Here is a 17,304-nt window from a genome sequence, read left to right on the forward strand (position 1 = left end):
CGGATACGTCAGCCGTTGCCCGCCACAATGTCTCGGAAAGCTCAGCCGTGATGGTGCGGATGCTGGCCGACATGGTGGGTTTCCGCCGCCGCGCGGTGATGCAGCGCCTCGTGGATGTCCTCGACCGGCGTCGGCCGGCCGACCCACTGCGGCAGCAGCGAGCCGGCGATCATCCCGGACAGGCTGACGGCGAGGCCGATCAGTTGCGGCGGCACCAGGCTGGCCTCGCCGACCAGGAACTCGATCAGCAGCCACGAGGCAACGCCGCCGATGGTGGCGAACAGCGCTCCCTGCGTGGTGGCGCGCGTCCAGAAGGCGCCGAGGAAGAGCGGTACGAAAGCACCGGCCAGCGTCACCTTGTAGGCGTTCTCGACCATGTGGAAGATGCTCGATTCCGAATTCAGCGCAAAGGCCAGCACCGCCGCCGTGAAGCAGACGATGGTGATGCGCATGACGCGCAGGAACTCGCGGTCGCCCATGTGCGGCAGGAAGCCGCGGACGATGTTCTCGGCGAAGGCGACCGATGGCGCCAGCAGCGTTGCCGACGAACAGCTCATGATCGCCGCCAGCACGGCGCCGAAGAAGATGGCCTGGGCGAATACCGGCGTATGTTCGAGGACCAGCGTCGGCAGCACCAGTTGCGTGTCCTGGGCCATCAGCGCGTGGTATTGCTCGGGGTTGATCAGTGTTGCCGAGTAGGCGATGAACATCGGCACGAAGGTGAAGCAGAAGTAGATCGTCGCGCCGATGATCGATCCCCACAGCGCGATCGTCGCGGTACGGGCCGAGGTGATGCGCTGGAACACGTCCTGTTGCGGGATCGAGCCGAGCATCATGGTCATGCCGGCGCCGAGGAAGGCGATCCATTGCCAGAGGTCCGCTTCCGGGAAGAACTGGAGCTTGCCGGCCGCCGCCGCGTGTTCGATGACCGGCATGACGCCGCCGGTCTGGCCGGAAATCAGCCAGCCGATGAACAGCATGCCGCCGATGATCACGCCCATCTGCACGAAGTCGAGGATGGCGACCGACAGCATGCCGCCGAGCGTGGTGTAGGTGAGCACGATCAGTGCGCCGAGCACCATCCCGGCTTCCTGGCTGATCGCGCCGCTGGTGACGACGCTGAAGATCAGCCCGAGCGCCTTGATCTGGGCGGCGACCCAGCCGAGGTAGGCGAGCACGATGCAGATCGTCGTCAGCACCTCGACCGTCCGGTTGTAGCGCAGCCGGAAATAGTCGCCCAGGGTCAGCACGTTGAGTTTGTACAGTTTGCGCGAGAAGAAGATGCCGCCGATGATCAGGCACAGCGAGGCGCCGAAAGGATCGGCGACGACGCCGCGCAGGCCTTCCTTCACGAAGGTCGACGAAACGCCGAAGATGGCTTCGGCGCCGAACCAGGTGGCGAACACGGTGGCGGTGACCACCGGCAGCGGCAGGTGGCGGCCGGCGACGGCGAAGTCCTTGGTGCTATGTACGCGTGTAGCGGCAAGCAGACCGATGCCGATGGAAACGAGCAGGTAGAGGGCAACGAACCAGATCAGCATGGTGGGTGTCCGCCCGCGGGCAAGGGGTTGTAAACGCGCGGATTATAAGGGTATTGGCGGTTGTTGCGCCGCAGCAGCCGGGGAAAAAGGCGGCGGGCTGGAAATTTCGAGGCGGGCTGCGGTCGACGGGTGGATGAAGGCAATTTTTGCCGCATGCAGCAGCAGGCGTTCGGCTCGGGTGGTTGCCTCGCCGCCGTACAGGTCGTCGCCGAGGATGGGATGGCCGAGCGAGGCCAGGTGCACGCGCAATTGATGCGAACGGCCGGTGACCGGTTCCAGTTCGACCAGCGTGCATTGCCGCGCCGGACAGCGCTCCAGGATGCGGAAACGGGTCAGCGACGGCTTGCCGATGCTGTGGTCGACTTTCTGCCGGGGGCGATTCGGCCAGTCGCAGATCAGCGGCAGGTCGATCTCCCCGGCCTCGACGGCCGGCAGGCCGTCGACCACCGCGATGTAGCGCTTGTCCACCAGTCGCTCGCGAAACAGCCGGGACAGTTCGCTGTGCATCGCCTTGCCGCGCGCCAGCACCAGCAGGCCGGAGGTGGACATGTCGAGCCGGTGCACGGCGAGTGCGTCGGGATAAGCGACCTGGACGCGCGACAGCAGGCAATCCTGCTTGTCGTCGCCGCGGCCGGGCACCGACAGCAGGCCGGACGGCTTGTCGACGATCAGCAGGTCGGCGTCGACATGGCGGATCGCCGGTTGCTCCGGGGGCGGCAGGTAGGCGCTCATCGCCGCCGTTCGTCCGGGATGCTGCAGCGGGCGTCGCGATAGGCAAAGCTGACCCGCGTCCAGCCCTTGCCGGGGCTGGTCTGGCTGCATACCCGCGTGTCGTCGCGTTGCCCGGCCCACCAGTACCATGGGGCCGGGGCGCCGGCGGCAAGGCCGCTGGCCAGTAACAGGAGCAATGCGGTCAGGCGATTGAACATCGGTCGGAATACTGTATAGTTGTCCAGTATGTGATGACGGGTCGGCGGGGTGCGAAGCATATACCGATCGGCACGCAATCTTCCGTAAAATCGGGAGTTGCCAATGGCATATTGTCGATGGGCGACATCTGTCATGCCAAAAGCAACTTCTGTTCCATCATTTGGCCATGTGCCATAATCCGCTCAACGTTTCGAGGTAAATCATGGACGACAACAAGGCAAAGGCGCTCGCCGCAGCGCTGCAACAGATCGAAAAGCAGTTCGGCAAGGGCTCCATCATGAAGATGGGCGATGCCGAGATCGACGAAGGGCTGCAGGTCGTATCGACCGGCTCGCTCGGTCTGGACATCGCGCTGGGCGTCGGCGGTCTGCCGCGCGGCCGTGTCGTCGAGATCTACGGTCCGGAATCCTCGGGCAAGACCACGCTCTGTCTGCAGGTCGTCGCCGAAATGCAGAAGCTCGGCGGTACCGCCGCCTTCATCGACGCCGAACACGCGCTCGATCCGCAATATGCGCAGAAGCTCGGGGTCAACGTCGGCGATCTGCTGATTTCGCAGCCGGATACCGGCGAGCAGGCGCTGGAAATCGCCGACATGCTGGTCCGTTCCGGCTCGGTCGACATCATCGTCGTCGACTCGGTCGCCGCGCTGACGCCGCGCGCCGAAATCGAAGGCGAGATGGGCGACCAGATGGTCGGCCTGCACGCCCGCCTGATGTCGCAGGCGCTGCGCAAGCTGACCGCCAACATCAAGAAGACCAACACGCTGGTCATCTTCATCAACCAGATCCGCATGAAGATCGGCGTCATGTTCGGTTCGCCGGAAACCACCACCGGCGGCAACGCGCTGAAGTTCTACGCCTCGGTGCGCATGGATATCCGGCGCATCGGCGGCATCAAGAAGGGCGACGAGGTGATCGGCAACGAAACCAAGGTCAAGGTCGTCAAGAACAAGGTGTCGCCGCCGTTCCGCGAAGCCATCTTCGACATCCTGTACGGCGAGGGCATCTCGCGCGAAGGCGAGATCGTCGAGATGGGGGTCGCCCACAAGCTGATCGACAAGTCCGGGGCCTGGTATGCCTACAACGGCGAGAAGATCGGCCAGGGCAAGGACAACGCCCGCGAATTCCTCCGGTCGCACCCGGAAATCGCCCAGGAGCTTGAAGCCAAGATCCGCGAGGCGGCTGCGACCACCGTCATCAAGCCGACCAAGTCGGCGCCGGCGAGTGCCTGACCTGCGGGTCCGCGCGCTGCAGTTGTTGGCCCGGCGCGATCACAGCCGGGCCGAACTGCGTGCCAAACTGGCCGTCCATGCCGAGTCGGCCGATGAAGTCGAGTCCGTACTCGATACCCTGCAGGCCGAGCGCCTGCTCTCCGATCATCGTTATGCCAGCCAGCGCGTCGCGGCACGCGCCGGCCGCTACGGCAATGCCCGGTTGCGTCTGGAACTGAAGCAGCAGGGTGTGGCCGAGGAAGACATCGACGCCGCCCTGCCGGAAGCCGGCGACGAGGTCGAACGCTGCCGTTCGATCTGGGCAAAAAAGTTCGGTCAGCCGCCGTTGACCGCAGAAGCGCGTGCAAAACAGATGCGTTTCCTGCAGTATCGCGGCTTTTCCGCAGACGCCATCCGCCAGACACTGCGTGGAGCCGAAGACGAATGACCCTGCCGCCAGCCACCCTGACCGCCAGCCACCTGAAGAAACGCTATAAATCGCGTACCGTCGTCGAGGACGTTTCGTTCGCCGTCAAATCCGGCGAGGTGGTCGGGCTGCTCGGACCCAACGGCGCCGGCAAGACCACCTGTTTCTACATGATCGTCGGCCTGGTTGCCGCTGACGGCGGCGATGTGCACATCGACGACGAGCGGCTGACCCATCAACCGATCCACGCCCGGGCGCGCCTCGGCCTGTCCTACCTGCCGCAGGAAGCGTCGGTGTTCCGCAAGCTCAACGTCGAGGAAAACATCCTCGCCGTGCTCGAACTGCTCGGCCTGCCCAAGAGCGAACTGCAGGAACGTCTGGAAACCCTGCTCAGCGAACTGCACATCGGCCATGTCCGGCATGTCAATGCGGCGGCGCTGTCGGGCGGCGAGCGGCGGCGCGTCGAAATCGCCCGTGCCCTGGCCACCGATCCGCGTTTCATCCTGCTCGACGAACCGTTTGCCGGGGTCGACCCGATTGCCGTGCTGGAAATCCAGAAGATCATCCGCTTCCTCAAGGAGCGCGGCATCGGTGTGCTGATCACCGATCACAACGTGCGCGAGACGCTCGGCATCTGCGATCACGCCTGGATCATCAATGCCGGCAAAGTCCTGGCGGCTGGACGGCCGGACGAAATCGTCGATAATGAAAGCGTACGCAGGGTTTATCTCGGCGAGAACTTCAAGCTCTGACCGGGCAGCAAAACGACCCCACCGATGAAACCGGCACTCCAGCTCAAACTTTCCCAGCACCTCGCCCTGACGCCTCAGCTGCAGCAGTCGATCAAGCTGTTGCAGTTGTCGACCGTCGAAATGCAGCAGGAAATCGAGCGTTACCTGCTCGAGAACCCGATGCTGGAGCGGGAAGACGACAACGGCGGCGAATCCTTCTCGTCGGCCCAGCAGTTCGACTCGCCGGCCAGCAACAACGAACGCGAGCGCGAGCGTGAGGAGCCGACCGGTGCCCAGGCCGACGATCGCGATGGCGAAGCCCCGGCGACGCCATCCGAAATCGATGACGACCGGTGGACCAGCGATGCCGGCACGTACAGCGGTGCCGGGCGTGACGATGACGACGACAGCGACGCGCACGACACCCACGCGGCCAACGTCAGTCTGCGCGAACATCTTGGCTGGCAGCTCGGCATGACGCAGATGTCGGAGCGCGACCGCAGCCTGGTGCGCTTCCTGATCGAAGCGCTGGACGACGACGGCTACCTGTCGACGCCGCTGCTCGAACTGTGGGAAACCCTGCCGCCCGAGTACGAGATCGAGCCGGAAGAGCTGGAAATCGCCCTGCGCCATATCCAGAATTTCGATCCTACCGGTATCGGTGCGCGCAACTTGCAGGAATGCCTGCTACTGCAGCTGAAGGCGCTGAACGACGAAATCGACGGGCCGCTGGCCATGGTCATCGTCGACAAGCACCTCGAACTCCTGGCGGCCCGCGATTTCACCAAGATCAAGCGGCTCACCGGCTGCGACGACGAAGACCTGAAAGCCGCCCAGGCCCTGATCACCAGCCTCAATCCGCGGCCGGCGGCCGGTTATGCCCAGCTCGATGCACGCTACATCACGCCCGACGTGATCGTGAAGAAGCTGAAAGGCAAATGGACCGCCTACATCAATCCGGACGCCTATCCCCGTCTGCGCATCAACCGCCTGTATGCCGACATCCTGGCCAAACAGCGGCGCGGCAACGGCAACCTGTCGGCCCAGCTGCAGGAAGCGCGCTGGCTGATCAAGAATGTCCAGCAACGTTTCGACACCATCCACCGCGTGACGCAGGCCATCGTCGATCGCCAGCGCCAGTTCTTCGAGCACGGCGAAGTCGCCATGCGGCCGCTGGTGCTGCGCGAGATTGCCGACATCCTCGGCCTGCATGAATCGACCGTGTCGCGGGTGACCAGCCAGAAATACATGGCCACGCCGCGCGGCATCTTCGAACTGAAGTATTTCTTCGGCAGTCATGTCGCCACCGATACCGGTGGCGCCTGTTCCGCCACTGCCATCCGGGCGTTGATCAAGCAGTTGATCGCCGCCGAGGACGGCAAGAAACCCTTGTCGGATAGTCAATTATCCGAAATACTAGGCCAGCAGGGAATCGTGGTTGCCCGACGCACGGTTGCCAAATACCGTGAATCGCTCAACATCCCGCCGGTCAATTTACGTAAGACCCTGTAGAGAGAGGAGAAAAAATGAACCTGCAGATCAGTGGCCACCATATCGAAGTTACCCCGGCACTCCGCGAGTATGTCGAGAGCAAGCTGGATCCTGTGCTGCGCCACTTCGACAAGGTAACTGGGGTCAACGTCGTGTTGTCCGTCGAAAAGCTCAAGCAGCAGGCCGAAGTCACCGTGCATGTGCCGGGCAAGGACCTGCATGTCGAGGAAGCGGCCGACGACCTGTATGCCGCCATCGACGCCATGTTCGACAAGTTGGACCGCCAGGTCCAGAAGCACAAGCAGAAGCTTCAGGACCACCACCGCGGCGACAAGGCAGCGAATCACATCGCCGATTGATTGCCGTTCGGGGACAGCCTTTGGGCTGTCCCTTTTCGCATCCATTTCCCCATGAACCCACTCATCAACATTCTGTCCGTCGAACAGGTGCTTCTCGACCTGGACGCCGGCAGCAAGAAACGGGTTTTCGAGCAGGCCGGCATGCTTTTCGAAGCACGTCTCGGCGTTGCCCGTTCCGTCATTTTCGATAGCCTGTTCGCGCGCGAAAAGCTTGGTTCGACCGGGCTGGGCCAGGGCGTTGCCATTCCGCATGGCCGCATCAAGGGCCTCAAGCAGGCTGCCGGTGCCGTCATTCGCCTGGCGTCGCCGATTCCCTTCGATTCGCCGGACGGGCGTCCGGTCACGCTGTTGTTCGTGTTGCTGGTGCCGGAACAGGCGACCGAGGAACATCTGCAGATTCTTTCCGAGCTGGCCCAGCGCTTTTCCGACCGCAATTTCCGGGAATCCCTGCAGGCCGCACCCGATGCCGACTCGGTGATCGCCCTGTTCAAGGCCTGAGTCTCGCCCGTGCGCCACATCAGCCTGCAGCAGCTGTTCGAGGATAACCGCGAGAAACTGCTGCTGACCTGCCTGTCTGGCGATCCTGCCGGGCGACGTATCGAGCTCAGGGTGGCCAGTACCTACGGGGCCGACGTCGTCGGGCACATCAACATCATCCACCCCGAACGCCTGCAGGTCATGGGGCTTGCCGAATACGAGTGGGCGACACGGATCGGCGAACGCCGGTTCTCCCAGTTGTTTTCCGATCTGCTGGCCGCCAATACGCCGGCCGTGATCATTGCCGACGGACTCAAGCCTCCTGAAGTGCTGGTCGACGCATGCCGGGCGGCCGGGACGCCCTTGATCCAGTCGCCCAAGCCCTGCTCGGCGGTGATCGACTACCTGCGCATCTACCTGTCGGCGCGTCTGGCGGATACTGTCAACCTGCATGGTGTGTTCATGGACGTGCTCGGCATGGGCGTGCTGATTACCGGCGATTCCGGGGTCGGCAAGTCGGAACTCGCACTGGAACTGATTTCCCGCGGCCATGGCCTGGTGGCCGACGACGTCGTCGAAATGGCCCGGATAGCGCCAACCACCGTCGAAGGCCGTTGTCCCGGGATGTTGCGGGATTTTCTCGAAGTACGCGGCCTGGGCCTGCTGAACATTCGCACCATCTTCGGCGAGACCGCTTCCCGCCGGAAGATGAAGCTGAAGTTGATCGTCCATCTGCAGCGGGTCACCACCGCACCCGATGCGCCCCGTCTGCCGCTCGATGCGCAGACCCAGGAAATCCTCGGCGTGCCGGTCCGCAAGGTGGTGATCCCGGTTGCCGCCGGCCGCAATCTGGCCGTGTTGCTCGAAGCGGCAGTGCGCAACACCATCCTGCAGTTGCGTGGCATCGACAGCATGCAGGATTTTGTCGACCGCCAGCAGCGTATGATGCTCGACGAGGATGCATAAGGCATTCCCGATGACTCTCAACTGGAGATTGGTATGAGCAAATACGTCGTGATGTTGATCGCTGCGCTGATTGGCAATGCCGCCATGGCCGCGGATGATTGCGAAGCCCGGGCCGCCGAGAAGAAACTGGCCGGTGCGGCCAAAACCTCGTTCCTGAAGAAGTGCCAGGCCGACGCTCCCGCAGCCGGCAACGACTGTGAAGCGAAGGCGGACGGCAAGAAACTGGCCGGTGCCGCGCGCAACAGCTTCGTCAAGAAATGCACGGCCGATGCCGGCAAGGCTTCGGCAGCGGCAGGCTGTGAAACCACGGCTGCCGAGAAGAAGCTGGCCGGCGCGGCAAAGAACAGTTTCGTGAAGAAGTGCGTGGCCGACGCGGCAAAATAAGCCGGAATTGCGGGTCGACCGCAGCAGGATGGCCGTCTTCGGACGGCCATCCTGCGTTTACAGGTGTTCGTATTCGATCCGGTCGGCGCCTGGATCGTTGGCCGAACTGCCGAAGCAGATCGTGCCTTTTTCCTCGAGCAGCACCTCGTGCTTGCGGACGAGGATTTCCTGCCGGCCGCCGATGGTCACGAAACTGCCGTTGGTGCTGGTGTCGATCAGGTGATAGCCGTTGTGCCGGCGTTCGATGCGGCCATGCTGCCGCGACGCCTTGCGGTCCTCGATCACCAGCTTGCTGGCCGGGTCGCGGCCGAGCGTGAGCACCGGCGATTTATCGTCGAGCAGATAGGCCTTGCCACGATAACGGATGCACAGCCGATCGAGCGCCATGGCGGACAGCGGGCCGAACATCGAATGCAATTGCGAATTTTCGTTCTTGGCGGGCCAGTGCAACAGGCAGACGCCCTGTGCCGCCGTGCCTTCCCCGAACTGCCCGAGGTCCGGCCGGGGGATGGTGTTCAGCAGACCGCTGGCCGGCAAGGCATCGACCAGCGACTGGCTGCACAGGATCTGATCGGCGCGGGCCATGCCGCCAACCCGGGCGACATCGGTGAACAGGGCCTCGGGCGTCGCATCGCCGCAATGAAGCCCGATGCGGATGCTGAGCTTGTGGCCGGACACCGGCGGCAGGTCGGCCAGCCGCTGATGCATGTCGATGGCGGCCTGACAGGCCGATTCGCCATTATCGAAGGCGGCCAGCAATTCATCGCTGACTTGCTGCACGATGCGCCCCCGGTAAGCTTCGACCGAACGGATCATCCGTTTCAGACAGCGATCGACGGTATGGGCGGCCTCCCGTTCGCTGAGTTTTTCGTAAAGGCCGGCACTGCCGGCAATGTCGGCGACCATGACGAAAGAACGGTTGGGCGAGGCACTCATCGGGGGTGCGGGGCTAAATGATTGAGGGCCCGATTATAAGTCGAAGCCGGGTTTCCCGCATTATGCCGTATGGCTTATCGGGATCATGCCGACAATCGGCATCTCCGGGGCGTCGAACACGATGTCGCCTTCGGCGACTTCCGTCTCCAGCGTCAGGCCGCGGAAATCGAACAGATCGTTGTCGGCCAGATGCGACGGCACGATGTTCTGCATCGCCGTGAATACCGATTCGGTGCGGCCGGGATAGCGTTTGTCCCAGTCGGCCATCATTTCCTTGATTTTCTGGCGCTGCAGATTTTCCTGGGAGCCGCACAGATTGCACGGAATGATCGGGAATTCCATGCCGCGGGCAAACTTGGCGATGTCGGCCTCGGAACAGTAGGCCAGTGGCCTGATCACCACGTGCGCCTTGTCGTCGGTAACCAGCTTGGGCGGCATGCCCTTCATCTTGCCGCCGAACAGCAGGTTCAGGAACAGCGTGTGCACCATGTCGTCGCGGTGGTGGCCGAGGGCGATCTTGTTGGCGCCGAGTTCCTTGGCGGTACGGTAGATGATGCCGCGGCGCAGGCGCGAGCACAGCGAGCAGGTAGTCTTGCCCTCGGGAATTTTGTCCTTGACGATCGAGTAGGTGTCGGCCTCGACGATACGATATTCGATGCCGATCGACTGGAAATACGCCGGCAGCACGTCTTCGGGGAAACCCGGTTGTTTCTGGTCGAGGTTCATCGCGATCAGCCTGAACTTGACCGGCGCCCTCTTCTGCAGTGCCATCAGCATGGCCAGCAGCGTGTACGAATCCTTGCCGCCGGAGCAGCACACCAATACGGTATCGCCGTCCTCGATCATGTTGTAGTCCATGATGGCCTTGCCGGTGCGGCCTTCGAGGAATTTGCGGAGTTTCTGCAGGTTGTGCGAACTGTTCATGGCGAAAAATGGGCAAAGACTGCGGTCGACCGCAAGAGGCGGCAAGTTTACACGCATCGTCCGCCGACGCGGCGGCTGACGCTAAAATGCAGCCTTTTGCCCGAACCATGAGCGCCCTGCCCCGCCCTTCCGAAGACGCGCTCGCGCACAGCCGTCGCCTGCAGGCCCACATTGCCGAGGATATCGCGGCCGCCGGCGGCTGGATTTCCTTCGCGCGTTACATGGAACTGGCGCTCTACGCGCCCGCGCTGGGCTATTACGCGGCCGGGGCGCGCAAATTCGGCAGTGCCGGCGATTTCGTCACGGCGCCGGAAATGAGTCCGCTGTTCGGCCAGGCGCTGGCGCGGCAGGTGGCGGAAGCGATGCGGCTGTCGGCCGCCGAAGTGCTGGAAGTCGGTGCCGGTTCCGGGCGTCTGGCCGCCGATCTGTTGCTGGCGCTGGAGGCTGGCGGCGAGTTGCCCGAACGCTACGCCATCCTCGACCTGTCGGCCGACCTGCGTGAGCGCCAGCGGGAGACGATCGCCCGGGCGGCGCCGCACCTGCTGTCCCGCGTTGTCTGGCTGGATCGTCTGCCGGAACGTTTCGCCGGTGTCGTCGTCGCCAACGAGCTGCTCGACGCGTTGCCGGTGAATCTGGTGCGCTGGCGGGCCGAAGGGATCGCCGAACGCGGCGTGACACTGGCCGCCGACGGCCAGTTCGCCTGGCAGGATGTTCCGGCGGTCGGTGCCGTGCTGGCGGCGGCGCAGCGGATCGCCGGGGAGTGTCCGATGGCCGACGGCCATCTCAGCGAAATCGGACTGGCCGCCGAGGCCTGGGCGGCAGAATGGGGCCATCGGTTGAGTTGCGGGGTGTTGCTGCTGATCGACTATGGCTTTCCCCGGCACGAGTTCTATCATCCGCAGCGCGACCAGGGGACGCTGATGTGTCATTACCGCCACCACGCCCACGGCGAACCCTTTTACCTGCCCGGTCTGCAGGACATCACCGCGCACGTCGATTTCACGGCGATCATCGCTGCGGCTTTCGAGCGCGGGCTGGAACTGCTGGGTTATACCGCGCAGGGGCAGTTCCTGCTCAATTGCGGCATCCTCAAGCGACTGGCCGGGATTCCCGGTGATACGCCGGACTATGTCCGGGCGGCGGCGGCCGTCGCCAAGCTGACGATGCCGCACGAGATGGGCGAGTTGTTCAAGGTGATCGCCATCGGCCGGGGGCTGGCCCAACCGCTGAGCGGCTTCGCCAGCGGCGACCGCAGCCACCGTCTGTGATTGCCTTCGCCAGCGAAAGGTCTACACTGGCGTCATCGATCATCCTTCAACCGGGTACTCACATGGACGTTTCCGCCGTTGCCAGCGCCGTCAGTTCCGCCACTCAGGCGCGGACCGGTGATGCGGTCAACACGCTGGTGCTGAAAAAAGCCATGGACATCCAGGCTCAGACCGCCGCCCAGTTGCTGCAGGCGCTGCCGCAGGCAAGCAATCCTCCACATCTGGGCAACAGCATCGACGTGAAGGCCTAGCCGTTCAGTCCAGGCTGTCCAGCCACCCCGTCAGAATGGCCGCCGCGTGCGGCCATTCCTTTTCATGGGTGATCGTGTGGCCCATGCCGTGCAGGATGTGCGCCGACAGGCCGTAGGTCTGTGCCGTGCTCTGGACCAGGAAGGGCGGGACCAGCATGTCGTGTTCGGCGCCGACGATCAGCATCGGTGGGCGGCGCATCAGGAAGGGATTGGGCAGGTTGAACATCGACATGTCCCAGATTGCTCGGTGCGATTCCGGTTGCATCCGGGTCAACCAGCCGTTGAGCATGGTTTCGTCGACCGGGCTGAAGAACAGCGCATCGCGCAGCGTGTCGATGTCGGTGTAATGGCCGTCCATGATCCGGTTGATTTCCAGAAACAGCTGCGGTTTCTGCAGCAGCAGATGGAATTGCGAAGCGATCAGGCCTTGCGGCGGTACCGAACAGAGCAGCGCCGCTGCGTGCGCATCGTGCCTTTCCAGGTATTTCTGGACGACGAAGCCGCCCATCGAATGGCCGATCAGGATCGGCGCGGCATCCAGCGTTTCGACCACACTGCGCAAGTCGGCGACATAGTCGGCGATGGCGTACCAGTCGATCTGCTCGCGCCCGGCGCTGCCGCCGTGCCCGCTCAGCGACAATGCGTGGCTGGTATAGCCGGCGCTGGCCAGGTAGGGCATGAAGGTCTCGGTCCACATCCAGGCGCCGGCAAAGGCGCCGTGGATCAGCACCAGCGGCGGCCGGTCGTCCGGTTTGGCGGCCCGACAGGAAAAGACTTCGAGATTGCCGATCTGCCGGCGGGCGATTTTCGGTGATGACATGTCGGGGCGTGATTTAATTCGGGTTTTCGATCGGGAACGCGGCCGTGCTGAAATGGATTCTGACCCTGGTGCTGGCGATCTTCCTTCTCGGGATCGTCTCGCCGCATCTGGCGCGCTTCATCCGCTTCGGTCAACTGCCCGGCGACTTCGCTTTTCGCCTGCGCGGCAGGGTCTATCGATTTCCCTTCGTCAGCGTGGTCATCCTGTCAGCCCTGCTCTGGCTGATCGGCCGGCTCATTTAGCAGCTGCCGGACGGCCTGGATGCGGGCCCGTCGGATGCGTTCCGGGATGTTGCCGCGGTCGACGCTCTCGGCGGCGATTTTCCCCGCATTGACGCGGTTGACCGCAGCCAGCGCCGCGAGCAGCAGCACGGGCGGCGTGTAGTCGCGCTCCTCCCAGCCCTGTCGGCCGGTGTAGTCGCAGCGACAGGTGTCGAGCAAGGCCTGGAAGCGTTCCGGCCGGCGCAGGGCATCGCATTTCTCCAGCAGATCGACGATGGTGGCGGCACGCAGGTCGGCGGCGCGATGGATGTTGCCATGGTGACGCGCCATCAGCAGTGCCAGATCGCGACAATCGCCCGGTACCCGCAGTCGTTCGCCGAGCGCCTGGCTGAGCGTTGCGCTGCGCCCTTCGTGGCCGATATGGCGCGGCAGGATGTCGGCCGGCGTGGTGGCCTTGCCGAGATCGTGGCACAGCGCGGCGTAGCGGACGGTCAACGGGTAGCCGCGGCGGGCCGCCTGGTCGATGACCATCAGGGTGTGGATGCCGGCGTCGATCTCGGGATGGTAGTCGGCGCGTTGCGGCACGCCGAACAGTGCATCGACCTCGGGCAGGATGACGGCCAGTGCGCCGCATTCGCGCAGGATTTCGAACATCCGCGATGGACGGGCTTCCATCAGGCCCTTGGCCAGTTCCTGCCAGACCCGCTCGGCCACCAGGTGGGCGACCTCGCCGGCGGCCACCATCTGCCGCATCAATGCGAGGGTTTCCGGCGCCACCGTGAAATCGGTGAAGCGCGCGGCGAAGCGCGCCAGACGCAGGATGCGCACCGGATCTTCGGCAAAGGCCGGGCCGACGTGCCGCAGGATTTTGCCGTGCAGATCGCGTTGACCGTGGAAAGGGTCGATCAGCGTGCCATCGGCGTCGCGGGCGATAGCGTTGATGGTCAGGTCGCGGCGCGCCAGATCCTCTTCGAGCGTCACCGCCGGCGCTGCGTGGAAGGCGAAGCCGTGGTAGCCGTGACCGGTCTTGCGTTCGGTGCGGGCGAGCGCGTATTCCTCATGCGTCTGCGGATGCAGGAAGACGGGGAAATCGCGGCCAACCGGCTGGTAGCCGGCGGCCAGCATTGCCTCCGGGGTGGCGCCGACGACCACATAATCCCGATCCGCGACCGGCCGCCCGAGCAGCTCGTCGCGGACGGCGCCGCCAACCAGATAGACGCGCACGCTGCCGGTAGCCGCCTCAGCGGCCGGCGCGCAGGCGGAAGCCGTCAAGTTTGCCCTTCGGCGTATTGCCGGCGATGTAGGTCGGGGCGATCGCTTCGAGCGCGGTCGGTTGCCAGCCAGCCGGCCGCAGGCCGCCGTCGGCGACACTGTCGACCTGCATCGAGCGCAGGTTGTCCGGCGACAGCATGGGATTCGGTGCCAGCCACATCAGTCCGGCCTGCAGGTAGGCCCAGCCTTCGGACAGCGCGATCACGCGGGCCTTGCTGCCGGTCAGTTCCCTGGTGTAATCGACCAGGTCACGCAGCGTGTAGACGTTCGGACCGACCAGTTCGTAGGCCTGGCCGAAGGTGGACGTGTCGCTCAGGCTGTCCACGAAGGCGTCGGCCACGTCGGCGACCCACACCGGCTGGAAGCGGGCCTGGCCAAAACCGAGCGGGAAGAACGGCGCTTTCTTCAGCACGCAGGCAAAGGTGTTGAGGAAGGCATCGCCCAGCCCGAAGATGACCGACGGACGGAAAACGGTGACATCGAGTTCGCCCTGTGCGGCGAGCACGATCGCTTCGCCATCGCCCTTCGAGGCGAGGTATTCGGAGGGGCCCTTGGGATCGGCCTTCAGCGCGCTCATGTGCACCAGACGACGGACGCCGGCGGCCTTGCAGGCGGCGACGATCTTCTTCGGCAGTTCGACGTGAGCCTGCGCGAAGTCGCGGCTGTACGGCAGCTGGACGTCGCGGCTGTGCAGGATGCCGACCAAGTTGATCACCGCATCGTGAGCGGCGACCAGTTCGCCGAGCGTCTGCTCGCAGTTGATGTCGGCTTCGATCATCTCGACGCCGGCCTGCATGATCAGCGCCTTGGTCCGTTCCCGGCGACGGGTCGGCACGGTGACTTCGATGCCGCGTTGCGACAGGCGATTGGCGATATAGGTACCGACGAAACCGCTGCCACCGAGCAGCAGGACTTTCTTGATGGTCATCTCGGACTCCGCAGAGCGTTGGGCGAAAACCGCAATTTTAAGGCCAAACCGGGGCCGGCGTGCAGGTCGTCTACGCTGGGCCCATCCGCTCGACCGCGGCACGGCTGGTGCGCTCGAACAGGCCGGGACGGTCGAGGAAACGGGCGGCACCATCCTTGAGCTGTGCCTCGAGCAGGCGCGGGTGGATGGCCAGCGCGAACGGCAAGGCCGGGTCGAACAGCAGACAGCGGCCACTGGCACTGATTTCGCACACCGTGGCCTGGATCGACAGCGCCTCGTCCACGGCCACCGCGAGCCAGTCTCCGATGCGGACGTCGGCGGCGCGTTCGGTGGCCGCATTGTCGTCGAGGTCGAGCGTATGCAGGACACAATCACCTTCGCTCAGGCGGCCGCGAACCGGTTCGCCGCTGGCGGGCTGCGTTGCCCGAGCGGCTTCCGGCGCGGCGGTCTCGGCATTGCCGGCCGGACGCATCGCCCGGGTCTGCAGTTCGAAGCAGTGATCGAGCAATTCGCTCTGCACGTTCTGCGACAGCTGGAGTTGCTCCATGCCTTGCTTGAGCGTGTTGAGAATCTCGGGCAACTGCCGGGCCAGTCGTTTGCGCTCATCGGCATCGGCTTTCGGGCGGAATGACCACAACAGCGCTTCGACGACGCTGGCCGTCCTTTTCCAGTCAGCCCCCTGCTCTCCGCCGGCCAGCCAGGCCTGTTCGAGCAGGCGCTGCCACGGGCCGGTGAAGAACTGGCGGATTGGCGCGCTTTGGCCGGCCAGGCCGGCGCGGGCATACAGCGCCTCGATGGCCGGTTTTGCCTCGTTCCTGCGGTCGACCGCAAGAAACAGCGAAAGACAGGGTGCCGCGGCGCTGGCGATCCGGTTGCGACGCTCGGCGAGCAGTGCATCGAGCTGTTCGCCGACATCGTTGATCGTCGCTTCGTCGCCACTGAAGTTGCTGCGCAGGGGGGCGACGAGTTCGTTCAGGCGCTGGCCCAGGGTTTCCTGCTCGTTGCCCGGGCGGGTGCCGAAAAAGGCTTCTTCCAGCCGGTCCAGCAAGGACTGCATCGGATGTCCCGGCGACGTAAACAGGGCTGAGTCGCGGAGTGCCACCTTGACCAGGGCGATCTGCAGTCCCGAAATCAGTTGCTTGAGCGGATCGGGCAGGTCCGGATCGGCCAGCAGGGCCTCGCAGAGCAAACCGACGGCGTCGATCACCGGGCCCTCCGCGGCACCCGGCATGATGCCCAGTTCCGCGGCCTTGAGCGGCGGCATGCCTTTGGCTGCCGGCGTCTGGTCGGTGAACAGTCCCGGCAGCAGCGATGCCAGATCGGGCGAGGTCGCTTTCAGGAAATCCGTTTCCCCGCGCCGGGTCTGCTTGTACTGGATGTCATCGAGACGCGAAAACAGGGCATCCAGCGTGGCCTGATTGAGCAGTGCATGGGCGAAACCACCCGGAGACGGCGTGCTTCTGTCGTCCGTCGGTGTGCCGCCAAGGCGACCGATCAGCACGCTCCCCGGCGTCGGTGCGCTATGGGCCGTCGGTGTATTGACACCGCCGAAAGTCGCACTGTTCGGCAAACGACTTTCGGTTGCCGAAACGATCATGGGCGGTGCGGCTTCGACGCGCGAATGCTCGAGATAATCGTTGATCCGTGCGTAAAGCGGGGGCAAGCCTTCGCGCAACAGACCTTCGATGCGCTCCAGCAGGGCCAGCTTCTGGTCCAGCGTGTCGGCCGCTGCTGCCTGGAACATCTTGTCCAGGCCGCGGGCGACGGCTTTCGGGCCGACCGGGTTGTCGTTTTTCGGCAGTTCCGGGCGGCTGAGCAGCGTGATGAAGCGGAGATGGATTTTCCACAGATCGTTCGCCGTGGTCTCGAACAGCCGGGCGCTCAGTTCATCCAGGCGGATGCCGAGTTCCAGATCGTCCTCGCCGACCAGCGTGATGTGCGACGAAGTCAGTCCGCTGGCCTCTTCCTTGAAGCTGCCGGTGCCGCGGCTGTTCAGGATGCCGTCGAAATAGCCGCCGGCACCCTCGCAGATGGCGCGGGCACCGGCCTCGGAAACCGTGCCGCTACTCAGCAGAAGCTTGCGCAGATCGTCCAGAAACAGTGTGCGACAGCCGAGGGTGACGTCGAAACGGTCGAACGGGGTGGCGTCCATAAATCAAAGTGCTTTT

20 protein-coding genes are annotated in these 17,304 nt (G+C 64.3%); 11 read left to right on the top strand and 9 right to left on the bottom strand.

Annotated elements, in window-relative coordinates; all coding sequences use genetic code 11:
- Nucleotides 1-41: 41 nt before the first annotated feature.
- Genes L0962_RS02155 through L0962_RS02165 form a run of 3 tightly spaced genes read right to left on the bottom strand, consistent with a single transcriptional unit; the run spans nt 42 to nt 2,470 of the window.
- Entirely contained in the window at nt 42-1,541 is a 1,500-nt protein-coding gene (locus tag L0962_RS02155; RefSeq protein ID WP_234083521.1) for a sodium:solute symporter family protein, read from the bottom strand.
- A gap of 42 nt (nt 1,542-1,583) precedes the next feature.
- Nucleotides 1,584-2,273 (bottom strand): RluA family pseudouridine synthase, encoded by a 690-nt coding sequence (locus tag L0962_RS02160; protein WP_234083524.1) that lies wholly within the window; start codon nt 2,271-2,273, stop codon nt 1,584-1,586.
- Nucleotides 2,270-2,470, bottom strand: coding sequence for a hypothetical protein (locus L0962_RS02165; RefSeq protein WP_234083527.1), 201 nt, complete (start codon nt 2,468-2,470; stop codon nt 2,270-2,272). Before L0962_RS02165 ends, L0962_RS02160 begins: the two co-directional genes overlap by 4 nt.
- Nucleotides 2,471-2,673: 203 nt before the next feature.
- On the opposite strand from L0962_RS02165, the gene recA reads away from it, so the two are divergent.
- The 8 genes from recA to L0962_RS02205 are packed head-to-tail and all read left to right on the top strand — an operon-like array spanning nt 2,674 to nt 8,516.
- Complete coding sequence (gene recA, locus L0962_RS02170) at nt 2,674-3,702, top strand: recombinase RecA (RefSeq protein ID WP_234083530.1); 1,029 nt, start codon at nt 2,674-2,676, stop codon at nt 3,700-3,702.
- Nucleotides 3,695-4,129 carry a recombination regulator RecX gene (recX, locus tag L0962_RS02175; RefSeq protein ID WP_234083533.1) on the top strand — a complete coding sequence of 145 codons (435 nt, stop codon included), beginning with the start codon at nt 3,695-3,697 and terminating at the stop codon, nt 4,127-4,129. Before recA ends, recX begins: the two co-directional genes overlap by 8 nt.
- A complete protein-coding gene (gene lptB / locus L0962_RS02180) occupies nt 4,126-4,860 on the top strand; it encodes an LPS export ABC transporter ATP-binding protein (protein WP_234083536.1) in 735 nt (244 codons plus the stop codon). The genes recX and lptB overlap by 4 nt, the downstream gene beginning before the upstream one ends.
- 24 nt (nt 4,861-4,884) lie before the next feature.
- Nucleotides 4,885-6,351: an RNA polymerase factor sigma-54 gene (locus L0962_RS02185; RefSeq protein WP_234083539.1), complete on the top strand. Its 1,467-nt coding sequence runs from the start codon at nt 4,885-4,887 to the stop codon at nt 6,349-6,351.
- 14 nt (nt 6,352-6,365) lie between these two features.
- Complete coding sequence (gene raiA, locus L0962_RS02190; protein ID WP_234083542.1) at nt 6,366-6,689, top strand: ribosome-associated translation inhibitor RaiA; 324 nt, start codon at nt 6,366-6,368, stop codon at nt 6,687-6,689.
- Nucleotides 6,690-6,740: 51 nt separating this feature from the next.
- Nucleotides 6,741-7,187 (top strand): PTS IIA-like nitrogen regulatory protein PtsN, encoded by a 447-nt coding sequence (gene ptsN, locus L0962_RS02195; RefSeq protein WP_234083545.1) that lies wholly within the window; start codon nt 6,741-6,743, stop codon nt 7,185-7,187.
- A 9-nt stretch (nt 7,188-7,196) separates the two neighbouring features.
- On the top strand, nt 7,197-8,132 hold the full coding sequence (gene hprK / locus L0962_RS02200) for an HPr(Ser) kinase/phosphatase (RefSeq protein WP_234083547.1): 936 nt from the start codon (nt 7,197-7,199) through the stop codon (nt 8,130-8,132).
- A gap of 33 nt (nt 8,133-8,165) precedes the next feature.
- The gene (locus L0962_RS02205) at nt 8,166-8,516 is read left to right on the top strand and encodes a hypothetical protein (RefSeq protein WP_234083550.1); all 351 of its coding nucleotides are present in this window, start codon (nt 8,166-8,168) and stop codon (nt 8,514-8,516) included.
- A gap of 57 nt (nt 8,517-8,573) precedes the next feature.
- Here L0962_RS02205 and L0962_RS02210 read toward each other — a convergent pair whose 3' ends face one another.
- Both L0962_RS02210 and ttcA read right to left on the bottom strand, forming a co-directional pair.
- On the bottom strand, nt 8,574-9,452 hold the full coding sequence (locus tag L0962_RS02210; RefSeq protein WP_234083552.1) for an adenylate/guanylate cyclase domain-containing protein: 879 nt from the start codon (nt 9,450-9,452) through the stop codon (nt 8,574-8,576).
- 60 nt (nt 9,453-9,512) lie between these two features.
- Nucleotides 9,513-10,376, bottom strand: a complete 864-nt coding sequence (ttcA, locus tag L0962_RS02215; protein WP_234083555.1) for a tRNA 2-thiocytidine(32) synthetase TtcA — start codon at nt 10,374-10,376, stop codon at nt 9,513-9,515.
- Nucleotides 10,377-10,483: 107 nt separating this feature from the next.
- On the opposite strand from ttcA, the gene L0962_RS02220 reads away from it, so the two are divergent.
- Nucleotides 10,484-11,644: a class I SAM-dependent methyltransferase gene (locus tag L0962_RS02220; RefSeq protein WP_234083558.1), complete on the top strand. Its 1,161-nt coding sequence runs from the start codon at nt 10,484-10,486 to the stop codon at nt 11,642-11,644.
- Between the two features lie 62 nt (nt 11,645-11,706).
- Nucleotides 11,707-11,895, top strand: a complete 189-nt coding sequence (locus L0962_RS02225; RefSeq protein WP_234083561.1) for a YjfB family protein — start codon at nt 11,707-11,709, stop codon at nt 11,893-11,895.
- Nucleotides 11,896-11,899: 4 nt separating this feature from the next.
- Here the strand turns inward: L0962_RS02225 and L0962_RS02230 are convergent, their stop codons facing one another.
- Nucleotides 11,900-12,715, bottom strand: a complete 816-nt coding sequence (locus L0962_RS02230) for an alpha/beta hydrolase (protein ID WP_234083564.1) — start codon at nt 12,713-12,715, stop codon at nt 11,900-11,902.
- A gap of 44 nt (nt 12,716-12,759) precedes the next feature.
- Here L0962_RS02230 and L0962_RS02235 point away from each other — a divergent pair, with 44 nt between their 5' ends.
- Complete coding sequence (locus L0962_RS02235; protein WP_234083568.1) at nt 12,760-12,957, top strand: DUF2905 domain-containing protein; 198 nt, start codon at nt 12,760-12,762, stop codon at nt 12,955-12,957.
- On the opposite strand, the gene L0962_RS02240 is transcribed toward L0962_RS02235, so the two are convergent.
- The 3 genes from L0962_RS02240 to L0962_RS02250 all read right to left on the bottom strand — a co-directional run bounded on the left by L0962_RS02240 (nt 12,922) and on the right by L0962_RS02250 (nt 17,288).
- On the bottom strand, nt 12,922-14,160 hold the full coding sequence (locus L0962_RS02240) for a multifunctional CCA addition/repair protein (protein WP_234085062.1): 1,239 nt from the start codon (nt 14,158-14,160) through the stop codon (nt 12,922-12,924). The genes L0962_RS02235 and L0962_RS02240 overlap by 36 nt on opposite strands.
- A 16-nt stretch (nt 14,161-14,176) precedes the next feature.
- Nucleotides 14,177-15,136, bottom strand: a complete 960-nt coding sequence (locus L0962_RS02245) for a complex I NDUFA9 subunit family protein (protein ID WP_234083571.1) — start codon at nt 15,134-15,136, stop codon at nt 14,177-14,179.
- Nucleotides 15,137-15,206: 70 nt separating this feature from the next.
- Complete coding sequence (locus tag L0962_RS02250; RefSeq protein ID WP_234083575.1) at nt 15,207-17,288, bottom strand: DUF1631 family protein; 2,082 nt, start codon at nt 17,286-17,288, stop codon at nt 15,207-15,209.
- Nucleotides 17,289-17,304 lie beyond the last annotated feature (16 nt).

Origin of the sequence: Azonexus sp. R2A61 (assembly GCF_021401135.1) — a bacterium.
In the GTDB taxonomy this organism is placed as follows: Bacteria; Pseudomonadota; Gammaproteobacteria; order Burkholderiales; family Rhodocyclaceae; genus Azonexus.

Coding starts and splice junctions, on each gene's coding strand:
- lptB (WP_234083536.1), top strand. CDS start 4,126: ATGACCCTGCCGCCAGCCACCCTGACCGCCAGCCACCTGAAGAAACGC.
- raiA (WP_234083542.1), top strand. CDS start 6,366: ATGAACCTGCAGATCAGTGGCCACCATATCGAAGTTACCCCGGCACTC.
- L0962_RS02245 (WP_234083571.1), bottom strand. CDS start 15,136: ATGACCATCAAGAAAGTCCTGCTGCTCGGTGGCAGCGGTTTCGTCGGT.
- L0962_RS02220 (WP_234083558.1), top strand. CDS start 10,484: ATGAGCGCCCTGCCCCGCCCTTCCGAAGACGCGCTCGCGCACAGCCGT.
- ptsN (WP_234083545.1), top strand. CDS start 6,741: ATGAACCCACTCATCAACATTCTGTCCGTCGAACAGGTGCTTCTCGAC.
- L0962_RS02230 (WP_234083564.1), bottom strand. CDS start 12,715: ATGTCATCACCGAAAATCGCCCGCCGGCAGATCGGCAATCTCGAAGTC.
- L0962_RS02185 (WP_234083539.1), top strand. CDS start 4,885: ATGAAACCGGCACTCCAGCTCAAACTTTCCCAGCACCTCGCCCTGACG.
- ttcA (WP_234083555.1), bottom strand. CDS start 10,376: ATGAACAGTTCGCACAACCTGCAGAAACTCCGCAAATTCCTCGAAGGC.
- recA (WP_234083530.1), top strand. CDS start 2,674: ATGGACGACAACAAGGCAAAGGCGCTCGCCGCAGCGCTGCAACAGATC.
- L0962_RS02250 (WP_234083575.1), bottom strand. CDS start 17,288: ATGGACGCCACCCCGTTCGACCGTTTCGACGTCACCCTCGGCTGTCGC.
- L0962_RS02155 (WP_234083521.1), bottom strand. CDS start 1,541: ATGCTGATCTGGTTCGTTGCCCTCTACCTGCTCGTTTCCATCGGCATC.
- L0962_RS02205 (WP_234083550.1), top strand. CDS start 8,166: ATGAGCAAATACGTCGTGATGTTGATCGCTGCGCTGATTGGCAATGCC.
- L0962_RS02165 (WP_234083527.1), bottom strand. CDS start 2,470: ATGTTCAATCGCCTGACCGCATTGCTCCTGTTACTGGCCAGCGGCCTT.
- L0962_RS02160 (WP_234083524.1), bottom strand. CDS start 2,273: ATGAGCGCCTACCTGCCGCCCCCGGAGCAACCGGCGATCCGCCATGTC.
- L0962_RS02210 (WP_234083552.1), bottom strand. CDS start 9,452: ATGAGTGCCTCGCCCAACCGTTCTTTCGTCATGGTCGCCGACATTGCC.
- L0962_RS02225 (WP_234083561.1), top strand. CDS start 11,707: ATGGACGTTTCCGCCGTTGCCAGCGCCGTCAGTTCCGCCACTCAGGCG.